Annotated in this window: 21 protein-coding genes; 11 read left to right on the plus strand and 10 right to left on the minus strand. The window is 71.2% G+C overall.

The genetic code is table 11. The annotated features are described in order from the left end of the window. Positions 1-44 precede the first annotated feature (44 nt). From xylA to ABD978_RS19550, 3 genes are all read left to right on the plus strand, one after another. A complete protein-coding gene (xylA, locus tag ABD978_RS19540) occupies positions 45-1187 on the plus strand; it encodes a xylose isomerase (protein ID WP_345356045.1) in 1143 nt (380 codons plus the stop codon). Then, a complete protein-coding gene (xylB, locus tag ABD978_RS19545; RefSeq protein ID WP_345356048.1) occupies positions 1184-2563 on the plus strand; it encodes a xylulokinase in 1380 nt (459 codons plus the stop codon). Before xylA ends, xylB begins: the two co-directional genes overlap by 4 nt. Before the next feature lie 204 nt (positions 2564-2767). After that, complete coding sequence (locus ABD978_RS19550) at positions 2768-3277, plus strand: MarR family winged helix-turn-helix transcriptional regulator (RefSeq protein WP_345356051.1); 510 nt, start codon at positions 2768-2770, stop codon at positions 3275-3277. Between the two features lie 15 nt (positions 3278-3292). Here ABD978_RS19550 and ABD978_RS19555 read toward each other — a convergent pair whose 3' ends face one another. Next, on the minus strand, positions 3293-3988 hold the full coding sequence (locus ABD978_RS19555) for a response regulator transcription factor (protein WP_345356054.1): 696 nt from the start codon (positions 3986-3988) through the stop codon (positions 3293-3295). Continuing rightward, the gene (locus ABD978_RS19560; RefSeq protein ID WP_345356057.1) at positions 3985-5181 is read right to left on the minus strand and encodes a sensor histidine kinase; all 1197 of its coding nucleotides are present in this window, start codon (positions 5179-5181) and stop codon (positions 3985-3987) included. Before ABD978_RS19560 ends, ABD978_RS19555 begins: the two co-directional genes overlap by 4 nt. Before the next feature lie 199 nt (positions 5182-5380). Between ABD978_RS19560 and ABD978_RS19565 the strand changes: the two genes are divergently transcribed. Further along, positions 5381-6880 carry an apolipoprotein N-acyltransferase gene (locus ABD978_RS19565; RefSeq protein WP_345356060.1) on the plus strand — a complete coding sequence of 500 codons (1500 nt, stop codon included), beginning with the start codon at positions 5381-5383 and terminating at the stop codon, positions 6878-6880. A gap of 156 nt (positions 6881-7036) precedes the next feature. Next, a complete protein-coding gene (locus ABD978_RS19570) occupies positions 7037-7360 on the plus strand; it encodes a hypothetical protein (RefSeq protein WP_345356063.1) in 324 nt (107 codons plus the stop codon). A 47-nt stretch (positions 7361-7407) separates the two neighbouring features. On the opposite strand, the gene pip is transcribed toward ABD978_RS19570, so the two are convergent. Both pip and ABD978_RS19580 read right to left on the minus strand, forming a co-directional pair. Beyond that, positions 7408-8370, minus strand: a complete 963-nt coding sequence (gene pip / locus ABD978_RS19575; protein ID WP_345356066.1) for a prolyl aminopeptidase — start codon at positions 8368-8370, stop codon at positions 7408-7410. An 11-nt stretch (positions 8371-8381) separates the two neighbouring features. Beyond that, positions 8382-9140 carry a class I SAM-dependent methyltransferase gene (locus tag ABD978_RS19580; RefSeq protein ID WP_345356069.1) on the minus strand — a complete coding sequence of 253 codons (759 nt, stop codon included), beginning with the start codon at positions 9138-9140 and terminating at the stop codon, positions 8382-8384. A gap of 301 nt (positions 9141-9441) precedes the next feature. Here ABD978_RS19580 and ABD978_RS19585 point away from each other — a divergent pair, with 301 nt between their 5' ends. After that, on the plus strand, positions 9442-9681 hold the full coding sequence (locus tag ABD978_RS19585) for a hypothetical protein (RefSeq protein WP_345356072.1): 240 nt from the start codon (positions 9442-9444) through the stop codon (positions 9679-9681). 187 nt (positions 9682-9868) lie between these two features. Here ABD978_RS19585 and ABD978_RS19590 read toward each other — a convergent pair whose 3' ends face one another. Beyond that, positions 9869-10333 carry a hypothetical protein gene (locus ABD978_RS19590; protein ID WP_345356075.1) on the minus strand — a complete coding sequence of 155 codons (465 nt, stop codon included), beginning with the start codon at positions 10331-10333 and terminating at the stop codon, positions 9869-9871. A gap of 396 nt (positions 10334-10729) precedes the next feature. Here ABD978_RS19590 and ABD978_RS19595 point away from each other — a divergent pair, with 396 nt between their 5' ends. Next, complete coding sequence (locus ABD978_RS19595) at positions 10730-11131, plus strand: VOC family protein (RefSeq protein ID WP_345356078.1); 402 nt, start codon at positions 10730-10732, stop codon at positions 11129-11131. A gap of 90 nt (positions 11132-11221) precedes the next feature. Here ABD978_RS19595 and ABD978_RS19600 read toward each other — a convergent pair whose 3' ends face one another. Genes ABD978_RS19600 through ABD978_RS19605 form a run of 3 tightly spaced genes read right to left on the minus strand, consistent with a single transcriptional unit; the run spans position 11222 to position 12212 of the window. Next, complete coding sequence (locus tag ABD978_RS19600; RefSeq protein ID WP_345356081.1) at positions 11222-11317, minus strand: DUF397 domain-containing protein; 96 nt, start codon at positions 11315-11317, stop codon at positions 11222-11224. 26 nt (positions 11318-11343) lie between these two features. Continuing rightward, the gene (locus ABD978_RS43935; protein WP_364438605.1) at positions 11344-11439 is read right to left on the minus strand and encodes a DUF397 domain-containing protein; all 96 of its coding nucleotides are present in this window, start codon (positions 11437-11439) and stop codon (positions 11344-11346) included. After that, positions 11430-12212 carry a helix-turn-helix domain-containing protein gene (locus ABD978_RS19605; protein ID WP_345356084.1) on the minus strand — a complete coding sequence of 261 codons (783 nt, stop codon included), beginning with the start codon at positions 12210-12212 and terminating at the stop codon, positions 11430-11432. Before ABD978_RS19605 ends, ABD978_RS43935 begins: the two co-directional genes overlap by 10 nt. Before the next feature lie 141 nt (positions 12213-12353). Here ABD978_RS19605 and ABD978_RS19610 point away from each other — a divergent pair, with 141 nt between their 5' ends. The 3 genes from ABD978_RS19610 (at position 12354) to ABD978_RS19620 (ending at position 14063) form a co-directional block, all read left to right on the plus strand. Next, positions 12354-12656 carry a hypothetical protein gene (locus tag ABD978_RS19610; protein WP_345356087.1) on the plus strand — a complete coding sequence of 101 codons (303 nt, stop codon included), beginning with the start codon at positions 12354-12356 and terminating at the stop codon, positions 12654-12656. Positions 12657-12712: 56 nt separating this feature from the next. Next, positions 12713-13012, plus strand: a complete 300-nt coding sequence (locus ABD978_RS19615) for a hypothetical protein (RefSeq protein ID WP_345356090.1) — start codon at positions 12713-12715, stop codon at positions 13010-13012. A 145-nt stretch (positions 13013-13157) separates the two neighbouring features. Beyond that, complete coding sequence (locus ABD978_RS19620; protein WP_345356093.1) at positions 13158-14063, plus strand: TIGR03619 family F420-dependent LLM class oxidoreductase; 906 nt, start codon at positions 13158-13160, stop codon at positions 14061-14063. Positions 14064-14086: 23 nt separating this feature from the next. On the opposite strand, the gene ABD978_RS19625 is transcribed toward ABD978_RS19620, so the two are convergent. Further along, the gene (locus tag ABD978_RS19625) at positions 14087-15127 is read right to left on the minus strand and encodes a hypothetical protein (RefSeq protein WP_345356096.1); all 1041 of its coding nucleotides are present in this window, start codon (positions 15125-15127) and stop codon (positions 14087-14089) included. A gap of 126 nt (positions 15128-15253) precedes the next feature. Here ABD978_RS19625 and ABD978_RS19630 point away from each other — a divergent pair, with 126 nt between their 5' ends. Next, entirely contained in the window at positions 15254-15784 is a 531-nt protein-coding gene (locus ABD978_RS19630; RefSeq protein WP_345356098.1) for a winged helix-turn-helix transcriptional regulator, read from the plus strand. Here the strand turns inward: ABD978_RS19630 and ABD978_RS19635 are convergent. After that, the gene (locus ABD978_RS19635) at positions 15765-16226 is read right to left on the minus strand and encodes a hypothetical protein (RefSeq protein ID WP_345356101.1); all 462 of its coding nucleotides are present in this window, start codon (positions 16224-16226) and stop codon (positions 15765-15767) included. The two genes, ABD978_RS19630 and ABD978_RS19635, sit on opposite strands and share 20 nt — an antisense overlap. Positions 16227-16280 lie beyond the last annotated feature (54 nt).

Genomic DNA, 16280 nt, shown 5'->3' on the forward strand with positions numbered 1-16280 from the left:
CGGGTTTTAATTAGTCCAGAGCCTGAACGAAATGAGGAGACGCGATGTTCGAACCCACCCCTGAGGACAAGTTCACCTTCGGGCTGTGGACCGTCGGCTGGCAGGCGCGCGACCCGTTCGGTGACGCGACCCGGCCCCCGCTCGACCCGGTGGAGTCGGTGCACCGGCTCGCGGAGCTCGGCGCCTACGGGGTGACGTTCCACGACGACGACCTCCTCGCCGTCGAGCCGGACCGGGACAAGGCGGTCGCGGCGTTCCGTAAGGCGCTCGACGAGACCGGCCTCAAGGTCCCGATGGCGACGACGAACCTGTTCACCCACCCGGTGTTCAAGGACGGCGCGTTCACCTCGAACGACCGCGACATCCGCCGGTACGCCCTCCGCAAGGTGATGCGCAACCTCGACCTGGCCGCCGAGCTGGGCGCCAAGACGTACGTCTTCTGGGGCGGTCGCGAGGGCGCCGAGTCCGACGGCGCCAAGGACGTGCGGGTCGCGCTGGACCGGTTCCGCGAGGCCATCGACACCCTCGCCTCGTACGTCACCGACAAGGGCTACGGCATCCGGTTCGCGCTCGAGCCGAAGCCGAACGAGCCGCGCGGCGACATCCTGCTGCCCACGATCGGCCACGCGCTCGCGTTCATCGGCTCGCTCGAGCACGCCGACATGGTCGGCCTCAACCCCGAGGTCGGGCACGAGCAGATGGCCGGGATGAACTTCGTCCACGGCATCGCCCAAGCGCTGTGGCACGGCAAGCTCTTCCACATCGACCTGAACGGCCAGCACGGCCCGAAGTACGACCAGGACCTGGTCTTCGGCCACGGCGACCTGAAGAGCGCGTTCTTCCTCGTCGACCTGCTGGAGAACGGCGGGTACGACGGGCCGCGCCACTTCGACTACAAGCCGACCCGCACCGAGGACATCTCCGGCGTGTGGGCCTCGGCCGCCGCGAACATGCGCACGTACCTCATCCTCAAGGAGCGCGCGCGGGCGTTCCGCGCCGACCCGGAGGTGCAGGAGGCCCTCACCGCCTCGCGGACCGACCAGCTCGCGGTGCCGACGCTCGCGGCCGACGAGACGTACGACTCGCTGGCCCAGGACGACTTCGACCTGGAGGCCGCCGCCGAGCGGGGCTACCACTACGAGCGTCTCGACCAGCTCGCCGTCGAGCACATCCTCGGCGCCCGGTGACGCTCGTCGCGGGGGTCGACTCGTCGACCCAGTCCTGCAAGGTCGTCGTCGCCGACGCCGAGACCGGCGCGGTCGTCCGCGCCGGTCAGGCGCCGCACCCGGATGGCACCGAGGCCGACCCCGCCGCCTGGTGGGACGCCCTCGGCCGTGCCATCGAGTCGGCGGGCGGCCTGGACGACGTCGCCGCGATCGGCGTCGCGGCCCAGCAGCACGGCATGGTCTGCCTGTCGGAGGCCGGCGAGGTCGTCCGGCCGGCGCTGCTGTGGAACGACACCCGCTCGGCCGACGCCGCCCGCGACCTCGTCGAGGAGTTCGGCGGCCCCGCGAAGTGGGCCGACGCGGTCGGCAGCGTGCCGGTCGCGTCGTTCACGGTGACCAAGCTGCGCTGGCTGGCCCGGCACGAGCCGGACGCCGCCGCCCGTACGGCGTCGGTGTGCCTGCCGCACGACTACCTGACGTGGCGGCTGACCGGCGAGTTCGTCACCGACCGGGGCGACGCGTCCGGCACCGGCTACTGGTCCCCCGCCACCGGGGAGTACCGGCCGGACCTCCTGGAACTGGCGTTCGGGCGGGTCCCGGAACTGCCGCGCGTCCTCGGCCCGGCCGAGGCCGCCGGCCGTACGCCGTCCGGCGCGCTGGTGTCGGCGGGGACCGGTGACAACATGGGCGCGGCGCTCGGGCTGGGCCTGCGGCCCGGCGACGTCGTGGTGTCCCTCGGCACCTCCGGGACGGTGTTCACCGCGGCGGAGGGGTCGTCCGCCGACCCGGCCGGGGACGTCGCCGGCTTCGCCGACGCGACGGGCCGGTTCCTGCCGCTCGTCTGCACGCTGAACGCCGCCCGGGTGCTCGACGCCGCCGCGGCCCTGCTCGGCGTCGACCACCAGGAGGTCTCCCGGCTGGCGCTGTCCGCACCACCTGGCGCGGACGGTCTCGTCCTCGTGCCGTACCTGGAGGGCGAGCGCACGCCGAACCGGCCGGACGCCACCGGCTCGGTGCACGGCCTGCGCCTGGCCACGTCGACGCCGGCGCACCTGGCCCGCGCGGCGATCGAGGGCATGCTGTGCGGCCTCGCCGACGGGCTGGACGCGCTCCTGGCCCAGGGGGCGCGGGCCGACCGGGTGCTGCTGATCGGCGGTGCCGCCCGCTCGGAGGCCGTCCGCCGCATCGCGCCGACCGTCTTCGGCCGGCCGGTGCTGGTGCCGCCCACCGGCGAGTACGTCGCCGAGGGCGCGGCCGCCCAGGCCGCCTGGGCGCTGTCCGGCGCGGCCGAGCCGCCGCGCTGGGAGCGGGAAGGCCTGGCGACGTACGAGGCCGACGCGGTCCCGGCCATCCGCGAGCGGTACGCCGAAGCCCGCGACCACATCCTGTCCCGCTGAACCCTGCCGGCGATCCCTGTTCGCGAGCGCCGTTCGCGGCGGCGGCCCCCTCCCGGGACCGCCGCCGCGGGGGAACCGTCCACGATGACGCCGGTGACGCTCACCGTGCGTCTCCGCCCGGGGCCGCGGCCACAGGGGGCGACGGTAGTTCGCCATCTGCTATTACGTTAGCTAACTATCTTTCGTCGAATAGGATTCGATCCCATGACGGGAGAGGCCGGCGCGGAGCACCGGGACGCGATCGACGCGATCATCGAGCAATGGCGGCGGGAACGCCCCGATCTGGACCTTTCGGCGATGGATGTCCTCGGTCGCCTGGCGATGGTCACCCGTGCGGTGGAGGGCCGGGTGGAGGACGTGCTGACACGCCACGGCCTCGGACGCGGGGAGTTCGACGTCCTCGCCGCGCTGCGCCGTTCCGGATCGCCCTACACCCTGATCCCGTCGGAACTGTCCGCGACCCTGATGATGTCGCGGGCGGGAATGACCAGCCGGCTGGACCGCCTGGAGGCCGCCGGCCTGGTCTCGCGGAGTCTCGACCAGGCCGACCGCCGCAGCTTCCGCGTCACGCTGACCGACGAAGGCCGGGAGATCATCGACAGCACGCTCACCGACCACGCGGCCACCCTGAAGCGCCTGGTCTCCGGCCTCGCGCCCGAGGACGTCGCCACGATGACCCGCATCCTCCGGACCCTGCTGGACACCGTCGCCTGATCGGGGGCCGCCGCCCTACCTGCCGGGCGGGATCAGGCCCGCGTCGCGGGCGAGGATGGCGGCCTGGACGCGGTTGTCCAGGCCGAGGCGGGTGAGGATGCGGTTGACGCGGCTCTTCACGTTGGCCTGCGTCAGGCCGAGCGCGTCCGCGATCTGAAGGTTCGACAGCCCGCGGGCGACCAGGATGAGCACCTCCCGCTCGCGTTCGGTGAGCGCGTCGATGGGTTCGCGGCGGTCTGACGCGGGGGCCGGCGTGCCGGGCAGGAGACCGGCGGGCAGTGCGGCGAACGCGTCGATGAGCCGGTGCGTGACGCTCGGGGCCAGCATCGCCTCACCGCCGGCGACGACGCGGATCGCGTGCGCGAGCTGGTCGGGCGGGCTGTTCTTCAGGAGGAATCCGGAGGCGCCGGCGCGCAGGGCCGCGTGCACGTACTCGTCCAGGTCGAAGGTCGTGAGCACGAGGACCCGCGGCGGCGCGTCCTCGTGCGGCCATTCGGCGCGGATGCGGCCGGTGGCCTCCACCCCGGTCGTCCCGGGCATGCGCACGTCCATGACCACGACGTCGGGCCGCAGCCGGGACGCGGCGTCGACCGCCTGGTCCCCATCGGCGGCCTCCCCGACGACGCACAGGTCCTCGCGGCGGTCGATGACGGCCCGCAGCGCCGCCCGGACCATCTCCTGATCGTCGGCGAGCAGCACCCGGATCGTCATCGAACCCCCTGGAGTGGAAGCGCGGCGTGGACCCGCCACCCGCCGTGCGGGCGCGGACCGGCGTGGAGGGTCCCGTCGAACGCCGTGACGCGTTCGCGGATGCCCAGCAGCCCGCGGCCGGACCCCGGGACGGACCGGTGGTCCGCGGCGGCCGGGCCGTTCTCGACCTCGATCGTCAGGCCGCCGTCGCCGAGGCGCACGGCGACCCGGACGCCGACGGGACCGGCGTGCCGGAAGACGTTGGTCAGCGCCTCCTGCAGGATCCGGTACGCCGAGACCTGGATCGCGGCCGGCAGCGCGTCGGTCGATGGGTCGAGCGCCGCCGTGACGCGGCAGCCGGCCGCCTCCGCGGCCTCGATGAGGCGGTCGACGTGGCGGAGGGACGGTTCGGGACCGGCGTCCTCGGGTCCGGCGGCGAGCAGGCCGAGGATGCGGCGCATCTCGACCAGCGCGGTGTCGGCCGTCTCGGCGATGCGCGCCACGCCCCGCCGGCCGAGCCGCGGGTCGTCCTGGAGAACCTCCTCCGTCGAGCGTGCCTGCACGGCGATCGCGCTGACGTGGTGCGCGACGACGTCGTGCAGGTCACGGGCGATGCGCGCCCGCTCCGTGACGACGGCCTGACGCGCGTTGATCTCCTGCTGGGCGCGAAGCCGGTCGTTGAGGTCCCGGAGCCTGCGGGCGTCGAGGTCGATCCGCCGCGCGCCGTACCCCAGGAGCCAGGCGACGAGGAAGTACGCGACGAAGGCCGTCGCGGTGGTCGGTTCGAGGGAGTCGAGGCGGGGCGGCCCGGACCGGCCGCTGAGGGCGTCCGTCGCCACCGCGACGGCGAGGGACGGCAGCACCCACGCCAGGCTGCCCCGCGCCGAGGTCCGGCGGGCGAGCGCGAACACCCCGAAGATCAGGAAGTACGGGCCCGGCGTCTTCCCCGGCACCGGGTCGGCCACCTCGAAGATCGCGAAGGCGACCGTCATCGCCGTCAGCACCAGGCGTGGACGGCGCCGTCGCCAGAAGAGCGGAACGGTCTGCAGCCCCCACAACGCCAGGCCCGCCGCGCTCGGCGTCGGCGTCCGGGCCGACAACGTCACCACGTCGAACGTGGTGAGCCCGCCGCCCAGCGCCAGGTCGGTCAGCCACGGCCTGCCGGTGAGCCATCCGCGTGCCCGGCGCACGCCGGCCGTCATATAAGTCGTCATCTCTGCCGGCAACGGTATGCCGTTCACGAGCTCACGTGCTCGTCCTCGCGGCCGCATCCAAAGTTGCGCGGACCGTCGAGGAATCGGCGAAGAGGACGAGGCGGCACACGGACCGGCGCTCATAGCGTTTTCGGCGCGGCCGGAGAACGGCGCTCCCGCACCCATGCGGACGATTCCTCCCGAGAACAGGAAACGAGAAATGGACGATGCCCGGCGTACGACGCCGACGTGGGCGCGGTACGCGCTCTTGGTCCTCGGCACCGCGGCGATGCTGTTCGCGGTCGGCGGCCGGTGGGACATCCCCGTCGCGGCGTGGATCTTCCCGGTGCTCCTGCTGCGCTTCGCCCGCACCGGCCGCGCGTGGTCGGCGGCCCTGTGGATCCTGCTCGCGAACATCGCCGCGGCCATGTTCTGGGTCTACGAGTCGGCGATGGGCTTCAACGTCGTCATCATCGCCGGAGCGGTCGGCCTGAGCGCGCTGCAGACGCTGCCGTTCCTGCTGGACCGGCTGCTCGTCGGGCGGCTGCGCCCGTGGATGTCGGTGCTGACGTTCCCCGCGGCGGTCGCCGGATCGGAGTTCCTCATCACGCTGCTGTCGCCGTTCGGCACCGCGTACGGTTCGCTCACCGTCACCCAGTACGGCGACCTGCCGCTGCTGCAGGTCACCTCGATCACCGGGTCGTACGGCGTCGGCTTCCTGATCGCGTGGTCCGCGAGTGTCATCGCCCGGTTCTGGGAACGGCCCTCGTGGCGGTCGGCCCGCGGCGGCGGCGTGTACGTGGCCGTGCTGACCGCCGTCGTCCTCGGCGGCGGCGCGCGGCTCGCGTTCTCGCCCGGCGGCGGGGCGACGGTCCGGATCGCCGGGGTCAGTCCCGGCCGGGAGGTGACCGAGGCCCTGCATGCGGCGCTCGGTCGGGTCCCCGGTGGCCGCCGCGAGGTCGCCGCCGCCCCGCCCTCGGCGCTCCGGCCCGCGATGACCGCGGTGGAGGACGACCTGCTGGCGACCACCCGCCGCGAGGCCGAGGCGGGAGCCAAGATCGTGGTCTGGCCCGAAGAAGGCGTCAAGACGCTGGAGCCGGACGAGCCCGCCGCCATCACGCGGGCGAGGCAGGAGGCGCGAAGGTCGGGCGTCTACCTGGAGATCGGTCTCGGCGTGTACAGCACGGCCGCCCCGGCCTACGGGCGCGACGAGACCGTCTTCATAGGCCCGGACGGGCGGGTGCTGTGGACGTACCAGAAGGCCCATCCCATTCCCGGCTCGGAGACGTTCACCCCGGGAGACGGACGCGTCCCGGTCGTCGACACGCCGTACGGCCGGATCGCGAACGTCATCTGCTACGACGCGGACTTCCCCGACCTGATGCGGGTACGGGCCGACATCATGCTCGTTCCCGCGCACGACTGGCGGGAGTACGGCCGGGCGCACACCGAGAAGGCCGCGCTGCGCGCGATCGAAGGCGGCTACGCGCTGGTGCGCCAGGACTCCGAGGGCCTGTCCGCCGTCTTCGACGACCAGGGCCGCGTCCTCGCCGCCACCGACTACTTCACGACCGACCGTCAGACCATGGTGGCCTACGTGCCGACGCGCGGCGTCACGACCGTGTACGACCTGGTCGGCGACGCCTTCGCCTGGCTCTGTCTCCTCGCCGTCGCCGCGCTGACGGTCCTCGGGCTGGTCCGCCCGGCAAAGCGGAGGTAACCATCTGCACCAAGAGTCGGCGCAGCGCTATCCCCGGCCGATCAACGGGTATGTAGCAGAGCGCACCGGATGTCCGGACACGAAGCGTTCTGCCGTGCACAACGGCTGACTCCGCAGCGGCGTTCTGTCTCAGCGTGTCTGCGAAAGGAAGGGATTATGAGAGCGAAGACCGCATGCCGCCCCCTTGTCCTTCTCGGCCTCGGCCTCTTCGCAGCTCTGGGCACGTCGATGAACACTGATGCGGAAGCGGAAAGAATCTACCGTAGCGCGCCGGCCTTCGCTCCGCTCGGCGACGACAACCATATTGCGAACGGTCACCATAACCTCAGCTCCATTACCATCCGAAGCCCTACGCACCTCCGCGGGATACAGCAGGTCGCCGACGCGAACGTCCATTCGAAGATGGCCCGCAACAATGCCATCTGCAGGAAGAAGCGTTTCTGTAAGATCCATCAGCGAGCGTTCGTCATCGCCCACTGAACCGGGCCTCGGAGAGCACTGGCGTCGCCAGAGCATCTGAGAGGGCGTCACCTCACTCCCCCGGGCGTATCGGCGAAGCGGTCCGTGGCCGCCACGATGGCGTCGGTCATGCCGCCCCCGCCGTGTCCGGCGTCGTCGACGACGACCAGCTCGCCGTCCGGCCAGGCGCGGGACAGTTCCCAGGCCGTCTGGAGCGGGCTGCTGGCGTCGAGGCGGCCGTGGATCAGCGCGCCGGGGATTCCGGCGAGGCGTCGCGCGTCGCGGAGCAGGACATCGTCGTCGAGGAACGCGGCATGCCGCCAATAGTGGGTCACCAGCCGGGCGAAGCACATCCGGAAGGCCGGGTCCTCGTACCGTGGGTCGGGGCGGTGATCCGGCCGAACGGCCACGTGCGAGTCCTCCCACGCGCACCAGTCACGCGCGGCCCGCTCGCGGACGGCGGGGTCGGGATCGTGCAACAGCCGGCTGTACGCCTCGACGAGGCTGCCGTCCCGGTCGGCGGCCGGCACGCCCTCGCGGAACCGCGCCCACTGCTCCGGGAAGAGCCGGCCGACGTCGCGGGTGATCCACTCGACCTCCCAGCGCCGTGTCATGACCACCGCGAACAGGACGAGTTCGCTGACCCGGCCGGGATGCCGTACGGCGTAGGCGAGCCCGAGGGTGGACCCCCAGGAACCGCCGAGCACCAGCCACCGGTCGATCGCCAGGTGCCGGCGCAGGAGTTCGATGTCGGCGATCAGATGGTCGGTCGTGTTGGCGCTCAGGTCGACGACCGGGGCGCTCGCGTGCGGCGTGCTGCGACCGCAGCCACGCTGGTCGAACAGCACGACCCGGTAGACGTCGGGATCGAAGCACCTCCGCCACCACGGCCCGCACCCCGAGCCCGGCCCGCCGTGCAGCGCGACGGCCGGCCTGCCGTCCGGATTGCCGCAGACCTCCCAGTAGACGCGCTGCCCGTCGCCGACGTCCAGCATGCCGTGGTCGTACGGCTCGATCTCCGGATAGAGCACGCATCGTCCTCTCAGGGCGCGGAGGCGCCCGGGTCGTCCGCCTTCGCCGCGGTGACGAGCCGGGTGCCCATCCAGGGACCGCCCCACCACATCCGCCAGCCGAGCGGACGCGTCTCGACGTCGGCCGCGCCCAGCTCCGTGAGCCGTCGCCGGTAGTCGGCGGCCGCGACGATGTCCGCGATGAACAGCCTGCCGCCCGGGCGGAGAACCCGTACCGCCTCGTCGATCGCCCGCGCGCGGCCCTCGGCGGACTTGATGTTGTGCACGGCGACGTTCGAGACGACCACGTCGAACTCGCCGTCGCCGAACGGCAGCTCCGTCATGTCCCCGGTGCGCAGCTCGACCCGGTCACGGACGCCCTCCGCGACGCTGTTGCGCTCGGTCACGTCCATGGCGTTGCCCGACTGGTCGACCGTACGCCACAGGTCGACGCCGACCGCCCGGCCGGTCGTGAGCCGCTCCGCGGCCATGAGCAGGACGGCGCCCCGCCCGCAGCCGAGGTCGAGCAGCCGCTCGTCGCCGCGCAGCGCGACCTCGTCGAGGATCTCCGACCACACCTGGAACTTGCCGCGCCGCGTCGCGTTCAGGTACAGCGCGAAGCCGACGGCCATCACGGCCGCGAGGACATAGCACACCGCGGCGAGCGGCGCGCCGAACCCGATGCCCACGCCGATGCCGGCGAACACGAGGCCCACCGCGCCGCACGCCAGGCCGAAGAGGACGTACGGCGCGTCCACGCCGTAAGAGCCCCGCCGGGCGGCTCTGGTCACGCCCCCTCCTCCGCACGATGCCGCCCCGACTGTAACCGATCAAGAACGGCCGAGCCGCCCGACGACCGAGCCGACCACGATCCCGATGAGGCCGGGCTCCTTCGCGCACGGCCGGGACCGGCGCGGCGGCGCCGGGTACCGACCTGCGCGGCGGGGACCTGGGCAGTGGCCGCGCGGCTGTAGCACAATGCCGGTCATGCCGAATTGAAGAGGGCCGGATCCGCAGCGCTGGCTCAAGGTCGACCTGTCGAATTTCGTCCAGAACGGCGACCGCTGGGTCTGCGCCGCCTGCCGCACGGCCGTGCGTTCGTACGTGTACCGCTGCCACCCGCCCGAGTCGACGAGCCGCGAACGCTGCATCTCCCTGTCCTGGTGCTCCGGCTGCCGGATCTACACCGGAACGATGGTCCACGTACCACGCAAGGAGGCCCTCCCCGACGCCCTGGCGGCTCTTCCCCTGGATGAGCAGGACCGGCTGAGACGAAGCGAGGTCCGCCTGATCTCCTACCTGGATCGCCGTACGGGCGACGAAACGCCGTGATCACTGGCGGTCGCCGCCCATAGAAAGCAGTGAACGCCAGTGATCATCGACCCGCCGGCTCAGGCACGACGGCAGCCGGCGGGCGGGCGTACGGAATGCTCGGCGATAGCAACCCCAAGTCAGGACGAAGGCCCCGTAACGGCATGCCACTGACGCCCTTCACCGAGCGTTCCGCCCGGCCGGAGACTCAGTGCTTCGCCGCGTCGCAGGTCTGCGTCTTGCTCCCGGAGGTCACGGTGACCTGCGGGTAACCGGCGTGCGTAATCGCCGGGAACCGCAGATCCTTCGTCTGCGTGCCCTGGGCCATGGTGAACTGCTTGTGCGCCTCGGGCGGCGGCTCGGACTTGTCCGTCATCGACAGGTCGACGCTGATGTTCGCCGGTCCGGGGTACTCCACGTGGACGCGCGTGCCGGATCTCGCCGGGGTGTACCAGGATTTCAGGCACGTACCGAACACGTGGGTGACACCGCTGGACGAGTCGACCGGCCCGGAGAAACCAGGGATGTTGGCCTTGGTCGCCGATTCGGCCGCGGCGGTCGATTTCGGCGACTTCGTTCCCGCAGCACCGGTCGAGGTCGCCGGGTGAGAGCCGCTCGAACAGGCCGACGTCACCGCGAGCGCGGCGACGGTCATGATCATAAAACGACGCATGCACGTAATCATCGTGCAGACGGACCCCCGAACGATCCCGAACGACCCGATGGAGGGTCCCCCTTTGCGAAACCGCGCTCATCGCGGCTCTCCACAGACCATCGATCGACCTCGGCCTCAGGCCCCGCGGTGATCACTGGCGGTCGCTGCGCATAGACCGCAGTGAACGCCAGTGATCACTGCGGGGCCACCCCGAAACGCGACGTTGTCCTCCTCTACCAGGGCCGTTAGGGTCGACGGTGTGACTGCCGGGTCGGCCATGGGCCACACACGAGTGAGGCGCCCGGCCTCCGCGTGACCGCACGGCGGGCACGCGGCCCGCCCATCCCTCTCCCCCGCCTTGACCTGCGGCGCCCGCGCGTCGCCGATTCCAGCGAACGAGGAGAGGCATCACCCATGACCCAACAGCACATCACCACGGTTCAGCTGAACCACACCGCGATCTACGCCACGGACAAGCGAACATCGGCGGAGTTCATCGCCGAGATCCTCGGGCTGGAGGTCGGCGCGCCGTTCGGGCCGTTCCTGCCCGTCGACCTCGGCAACGGCGTCACGCTCGACTATCTCGATAAGCGGGACGAGCCGGTCCAGTCACAGCACTACGCGTTCCTCGTCCCCGACGAGCGATTCGACGACATGATCGCCCGCCTCGAGGCCGCCCGCGTCACCTACTACGCCGACCCCCACCACACCGAACCGGGGAAGACGAACAACCTCTTCGGCGGCCGCGGCGCCTACTTCGAAGACCCGGACGGCCACAACATGGAGATCCTGACCCGCCCCTACATCCGTCCTTAGGAATCGACCGGTCGTCTCTGCCGAGGCAATCTCCTGGCCTCCTCGCCAGCGAGCCGACGAGGAGGCAAGGAGGCCGGGAGCCTGAGCCGACTACTCGGCCGTCTTCTCAGTTACGGCAACCTCGACACAGGCACCGCCGTTCTGCGCGCTGCGCCGGGACTTACGCCAGTCAGTGATCAAGCTCATGGCCGCTCCTCTGGCGCTTCGCTTGGCTACTTGGCTGCCTTCTCCGCCAGGGCGACCTCTACGCAGGCACCGCCGTTCTCTCCGCTGCGCCGGGACTTACGCCAGTCAGTAATCAGACCCATCGTTCCTCCGCCGTTCTGCGAATGAAATCGATCGACTCGTGCTGTGGCATGGCGAACGACCGCACGGACTCCCAGGCACGCGAAAGGATCGAGACATCCTCCTGAGTGGAGGTCACCAGTCCGCGCACCGCCGTCTCCAGATACGCCACGTCGCGCCCGTCTACGGTCGCGAGAATGTACGCCCCCAGCGATCGGGGATTCACGTCCGAGCGTACAACTTGGATCGTGAGATGAGAGCCTGCGGAGTCGGCAAGATGCATTAACTGGCCATGCATGACCTTGGGCCCTCCGCGTCCTCGATATAGCACTGTTTCATCAAGGACGAAGTGCAGCATCGGAGGCTTCGGAGAATCCCTGGTCAGAAGCTGTTGACGGTCCATCCGTGCGGCCACCGCCGCCTCGTCTCCTCCCAGCAGGACGGCGGCGTACTCCTCGGTCTGAAGCAGCCCGGGAATGATCGACAGCTCGACCCAGCGGAGGACGTCCGCTGTCGTCTCGACGTCGCGCCACTCTCGGAACCACTGGGGTGTCGGGTCGATGTCGAGTTGCCGGCAGACCTCCAGGAGGACGCCCGCGGGGATGTGCAGTGCCCTCTCGATGGCGGCGACCTGGTCGGCCTTCGGGAGGAGCCGCCCGGTCTCCAGCGCGCTCACCCATGGCTCGCTGTAGCCGAGGAGCTCGCCCAGCTCCCGCTGGCGGAGTCCGGCGGCGTCGCGGTACCGCCGCATCTGGCGCCCGAGAGTGATCAGTGCCGGGCTCGGCATCCTGCCCATTTTTGTCCCCTTTCGCCGGACCATAACGCGCAATATCTTGCGCGGCCCCCTCGTGGCCTGGCCGTGACAAGCGCTTCAAGGTGTTCCGATCATAAGTGGCCGATGGCGATTCTGGACGCGATTCGAGAAAGGGGAACGCGAATGGAAGAGCACAAGGCGGAGCAGATATACGCCTACGCGAAGTGGCTGACGCAGGCCTGCCAACTGGCCGGCCTCAACGCGGAACTGTACGGGCACACGGTTCTGATCATCGCGGCCGATCACCACCTGTCCGAGCAGGTCACGTGTCGGCCGGACGAGGACGGCGCCCTCCGGTGGTACTGGTCATGGGGCAAGCCGATCTCCCATCTCCGTGACGGGAATCGGATCCTCACCGCCGACGAGGTCGACGATCTCGTCACGGCGATCAAGAACGTCGTCTCCATTCAGGTCCGTCGGCGATGACGCCCGAAGAAGAGCTCCTTCGCTCACTGTCCCGGCTACGTACGTCCATCGATTCATTGACCGATCGAACGCCCTCGACGGCCGCCGAGTTGTTGCAACTCGACGGACTCATCCGCAAGTATCCGGCCGCCGCCGCCATGAGCCTGAGATTCGCGCAGCGAATACCCGTCGAGCTGCCGGCGCCGCCCGGCTGGTCGGCGGCCTCGAACCTCAACGGCATCCCGCTGTGGGAGTGGCACGGCGGTCCCGTCCACGTGGCGACCGCCGACCTCGACCAACTGCGTTTCCTCGGCGCGATGCTCTCTCGATTCGACCGGATGACAGCCGAAGAACTGCACGCGCACCTCGGAGAATGACCTACACCTGTCCGGTGGATCATGCGCTCGGCGACTTGGGGCCATCGTCATCGGCGGTACGGCCGCCCGGATCACCGTGGGTAGCGGCCGACCACCCGGGGTAGGTTCGCCGACGAGAGCGATCTGTCCGCGACCGGGGGCGCGCATGGATTTCGGGCTCAACCTTCCCTCGTACGGGTCGGGGGCGTCGCCCGAGGCGGTGGTCCGGGTGGCGGAGCAGGCCGAGCGGATCGGGCTGGGCGCGGTCTGGACGTTCGAGCGGCTGCTGCGCCCCGTGGAGCCGGTCTCGTACGGCGGGTTCGCACCGCCGGCGCCGCTGCCCGAGGCGTACGCCACGGTCTACGACCCGCTGGAGACGCTGAGCTTCGTCGCGGCGCGGACGAGCCGGATCCGGCTGGGCACCAGCGTGATCGCCGCCCCGTTGCATCCGCCGGTCGTGCTGGCGCGGCGGCTGGCGACCCTGGACGTGCTGAGCGGCGGGCGGCTGGTCGTCGGTCTCGGGCAGGGGTGGATGGCGCACGAGTTCGCGGTGGCCGGTGTGCCGCGGGAGCGGCGCGGCGCGCGGTTCGCGGAGCACCTCGTGGCGATGCGGGCGGTGTGGGGACCGGACCCCGTACGGTTCGAGGGAGAGTTCTACGAGATCCCCGAGTCGCAGATCGGTCCGAAGCCCGTGCGGCCGGGCGGACCGGCGCTCCTCGCCGGTGCCGTCGCCCGAGCCGCGGTCGAACGCGCCGCGCGGCTGGGGCTCGGGCTCAATCCGGTGGTCATGGCGTGGGAGCAGCTCGAGGAGACGGTGTCGGTGTTCCGGCGGGCGGCGGAGCGTGCCGGGCGGGACCCGGAGTCCCTGCCCATCGTCGTCCGGGTCAACGGCTCCATCACCGCGAAGCCGCGCGCGGGGCGGACGCCGCTGACCGGGTCGGTGGAGCAGGTGCTCGACGACCTCCCGCGCGTACGGGCGCTGGGCGCCGCGCACGTGCTGTGGGCGATGCGGACGCCTCCGGACGAGCAGCTCGCGGTGCTGGAGCAGCTGACGGCCCGGGCGCCGACGTGAGGACCGGCGCCCGGACCTCGGCGTCAACGCCGGCCGGCGCCGACCGCGACGGCCATCGCCTCGACCGCCCGCGCGGCCTGTTCGACGGTGTGGCGGCCCAGACCGCAGGCCGTGGCGACCGCGTACGCCTCGCGGCCGGCGGCGGCCTCGATCAGCCGCAGGCTCTCGGCGCTACCCTCCGGATCGGTCGCGGCGGCGATGCCGGCGATGATCCGCCACTCCGGGTCGAGCCGCCGCAGCGGCCGGTAGAACTCCTCGGTGCGCGGCGAGGGATGCGCGCCGTACGCCGCGGGGATGTGCACCGGCGGCAGTGGCCGGCCGGCGCGGCGCAGGGCGGGGGCCAGGAAGTTGAGGTACTTCACGGCCGGGCCGAGGTCGCGCGGCGCGACGAGCTCGGTGTTCGCCAGGTTGCCGTAGCACAGGTGCAGGATCACGTCCGCGTCGGCGGGGAGGCGGCCGAGCAGGCCGGCGACCTGGCGGGCGAGCAGGCGCGCGGCGAAGGACCGGCCGCCGGGCAGCCGTTTCGCCATGTCCATACCGACCAGGACGGAGGGCGTCTCCAGTTGCCAGACGACGTCCTGGCCCGTCACCGCGTTGAACGCGGTCACCTCGTCGACGACCGCCTGGGTGAACACCGAGAGGTACCGCAGGGACAGCCACGGCCGGCCCTCGAACACGAAGATCGCCAGGTCGAGCGGATTGGGCAGACTGAGCTGCAGGCGGACGTCGGCGAGTTCGGGGCGTTCGGCGCGCAGCGCGCGGAACTCCTCCAGCATCTCGCGCAGCGCGTCCTCCCGGGCCATCGCCACGTCCGCGGGCTGGAGCTTGTGGCCGCGCCGGACGCCGTACCGGCGCATGTCCTTGTAACCGGTGTACTCGCCGGGCCGGTCGACCTCGAACGCCGGACGCTCGGCGAGGGTGCGCAGGTAGGCGACGATCCAGTTGGGGTCGAGGTCGCAGGGCAGCGTGGTCAGCCGGTGATCGCCGACCTGACGAGTGATCCACTCCATGGCCTCGCGAGGGGTGCCGCACACGTCCGGCGGCAGACTTCCAACAAAGTGCATGTGACGCGACATAGCGTCACATTTACCTCCAAGATCACTTCTTGGCAATTACCGGCCATGACCGGATCGTGACACTAAGGCGCATTAGGTGAGCGTTCCCTCAGGGAACTCGGTTAGGGTCGTCCTGTGACCCGGATCCGGCTCTCCGATATGGCCTGCTCCATCGCACGCGCCACCGACCTGTTCGGTGACGCGTGGACCGCGCTGATCATGCGCGACGTCATCACCGGCGTAACCCGTTTCGAGGACCTCACGAACGACCTCGGCATCTCCCGCAAAATCCTGGCCGCCCGGCTGACCCGTCTCGTCGAGGAGGGAGTCCTCGTCCGCGAGCGCTACCAGGACCACCCGCCGCGCGACGACTACCGTGCGACGCAGAAGGGCGAGGAGCTGTACCCCGTGCTGCTCGCCCTGATGAACTGGGGCGACCGCTGGTACGCCGGTCCGACCGGGCCGCCCGCCCGCATCCGCCACCTCGACTGCGGCCAGGACACCCACGCGGTGACCGCCTGCGCGCACTGCGGCGGGCCGCTCACGGTGCACAACACGACGCAGCTTCCCGGACCGGGTGAGTGCGTCGGCCCCGGCACGCGGGTCATCGGCCCGCTCATCGCCGGCCGGGAGGCCGACGACGCCGTCAGCCCGCAGCCGGAGTGACCGGGCCGGGGGCCGGCGGCTGTGGCGTCGGCGCGAGCTGAAGGCCGCCGGATCTCGACGCCACGAGCGTCGCCGTGTACGCGTCTTCGCAGGGGCCCGGGTGGGACGGATCTCGCCTGACGCGGACCCGGCGGGCGCCGGCGAAGATGAGGCGGTTCCCGGTGCGGTAGACGCGCAGTGCGACGGGCACGGTGACGGGTCTCGTCAGGTCCGGGGCCGCCACGACCACCCTCAGGTCGCCGGTCACGGGCAGGTCGAAGGACGTCCGGCACCTCTTGTCGACGCACGCCCACACGCTCACCGTGCCGCCGGTCCCCGCCGGCAGATCCGCCTTGACGATGAAGACGACGGTCGAGGGGCGGAGGATCGCGGCGCAGTTCGTGCCCGTGCCGCAGCCGGTCGCCGCGAGCATGAGGCACCAGACGAGCGTCGTGAGCCGCATACCGGGAGGACGCCCCGCGTGGCGGATCCGGTTTCCCGATGGCCGGGAACGGAC

It is taken from the genome of Actinoallomurus liliacearum (assembly GCF_039542035.1).
Classification (GTDB): domain Bacteria; phylum Actinomycetota; class Actinomycetes; order Streptosporangiales; family Streptosporangiaceae; genus Actinoallomurus; species Actinoallomurus liliacearum.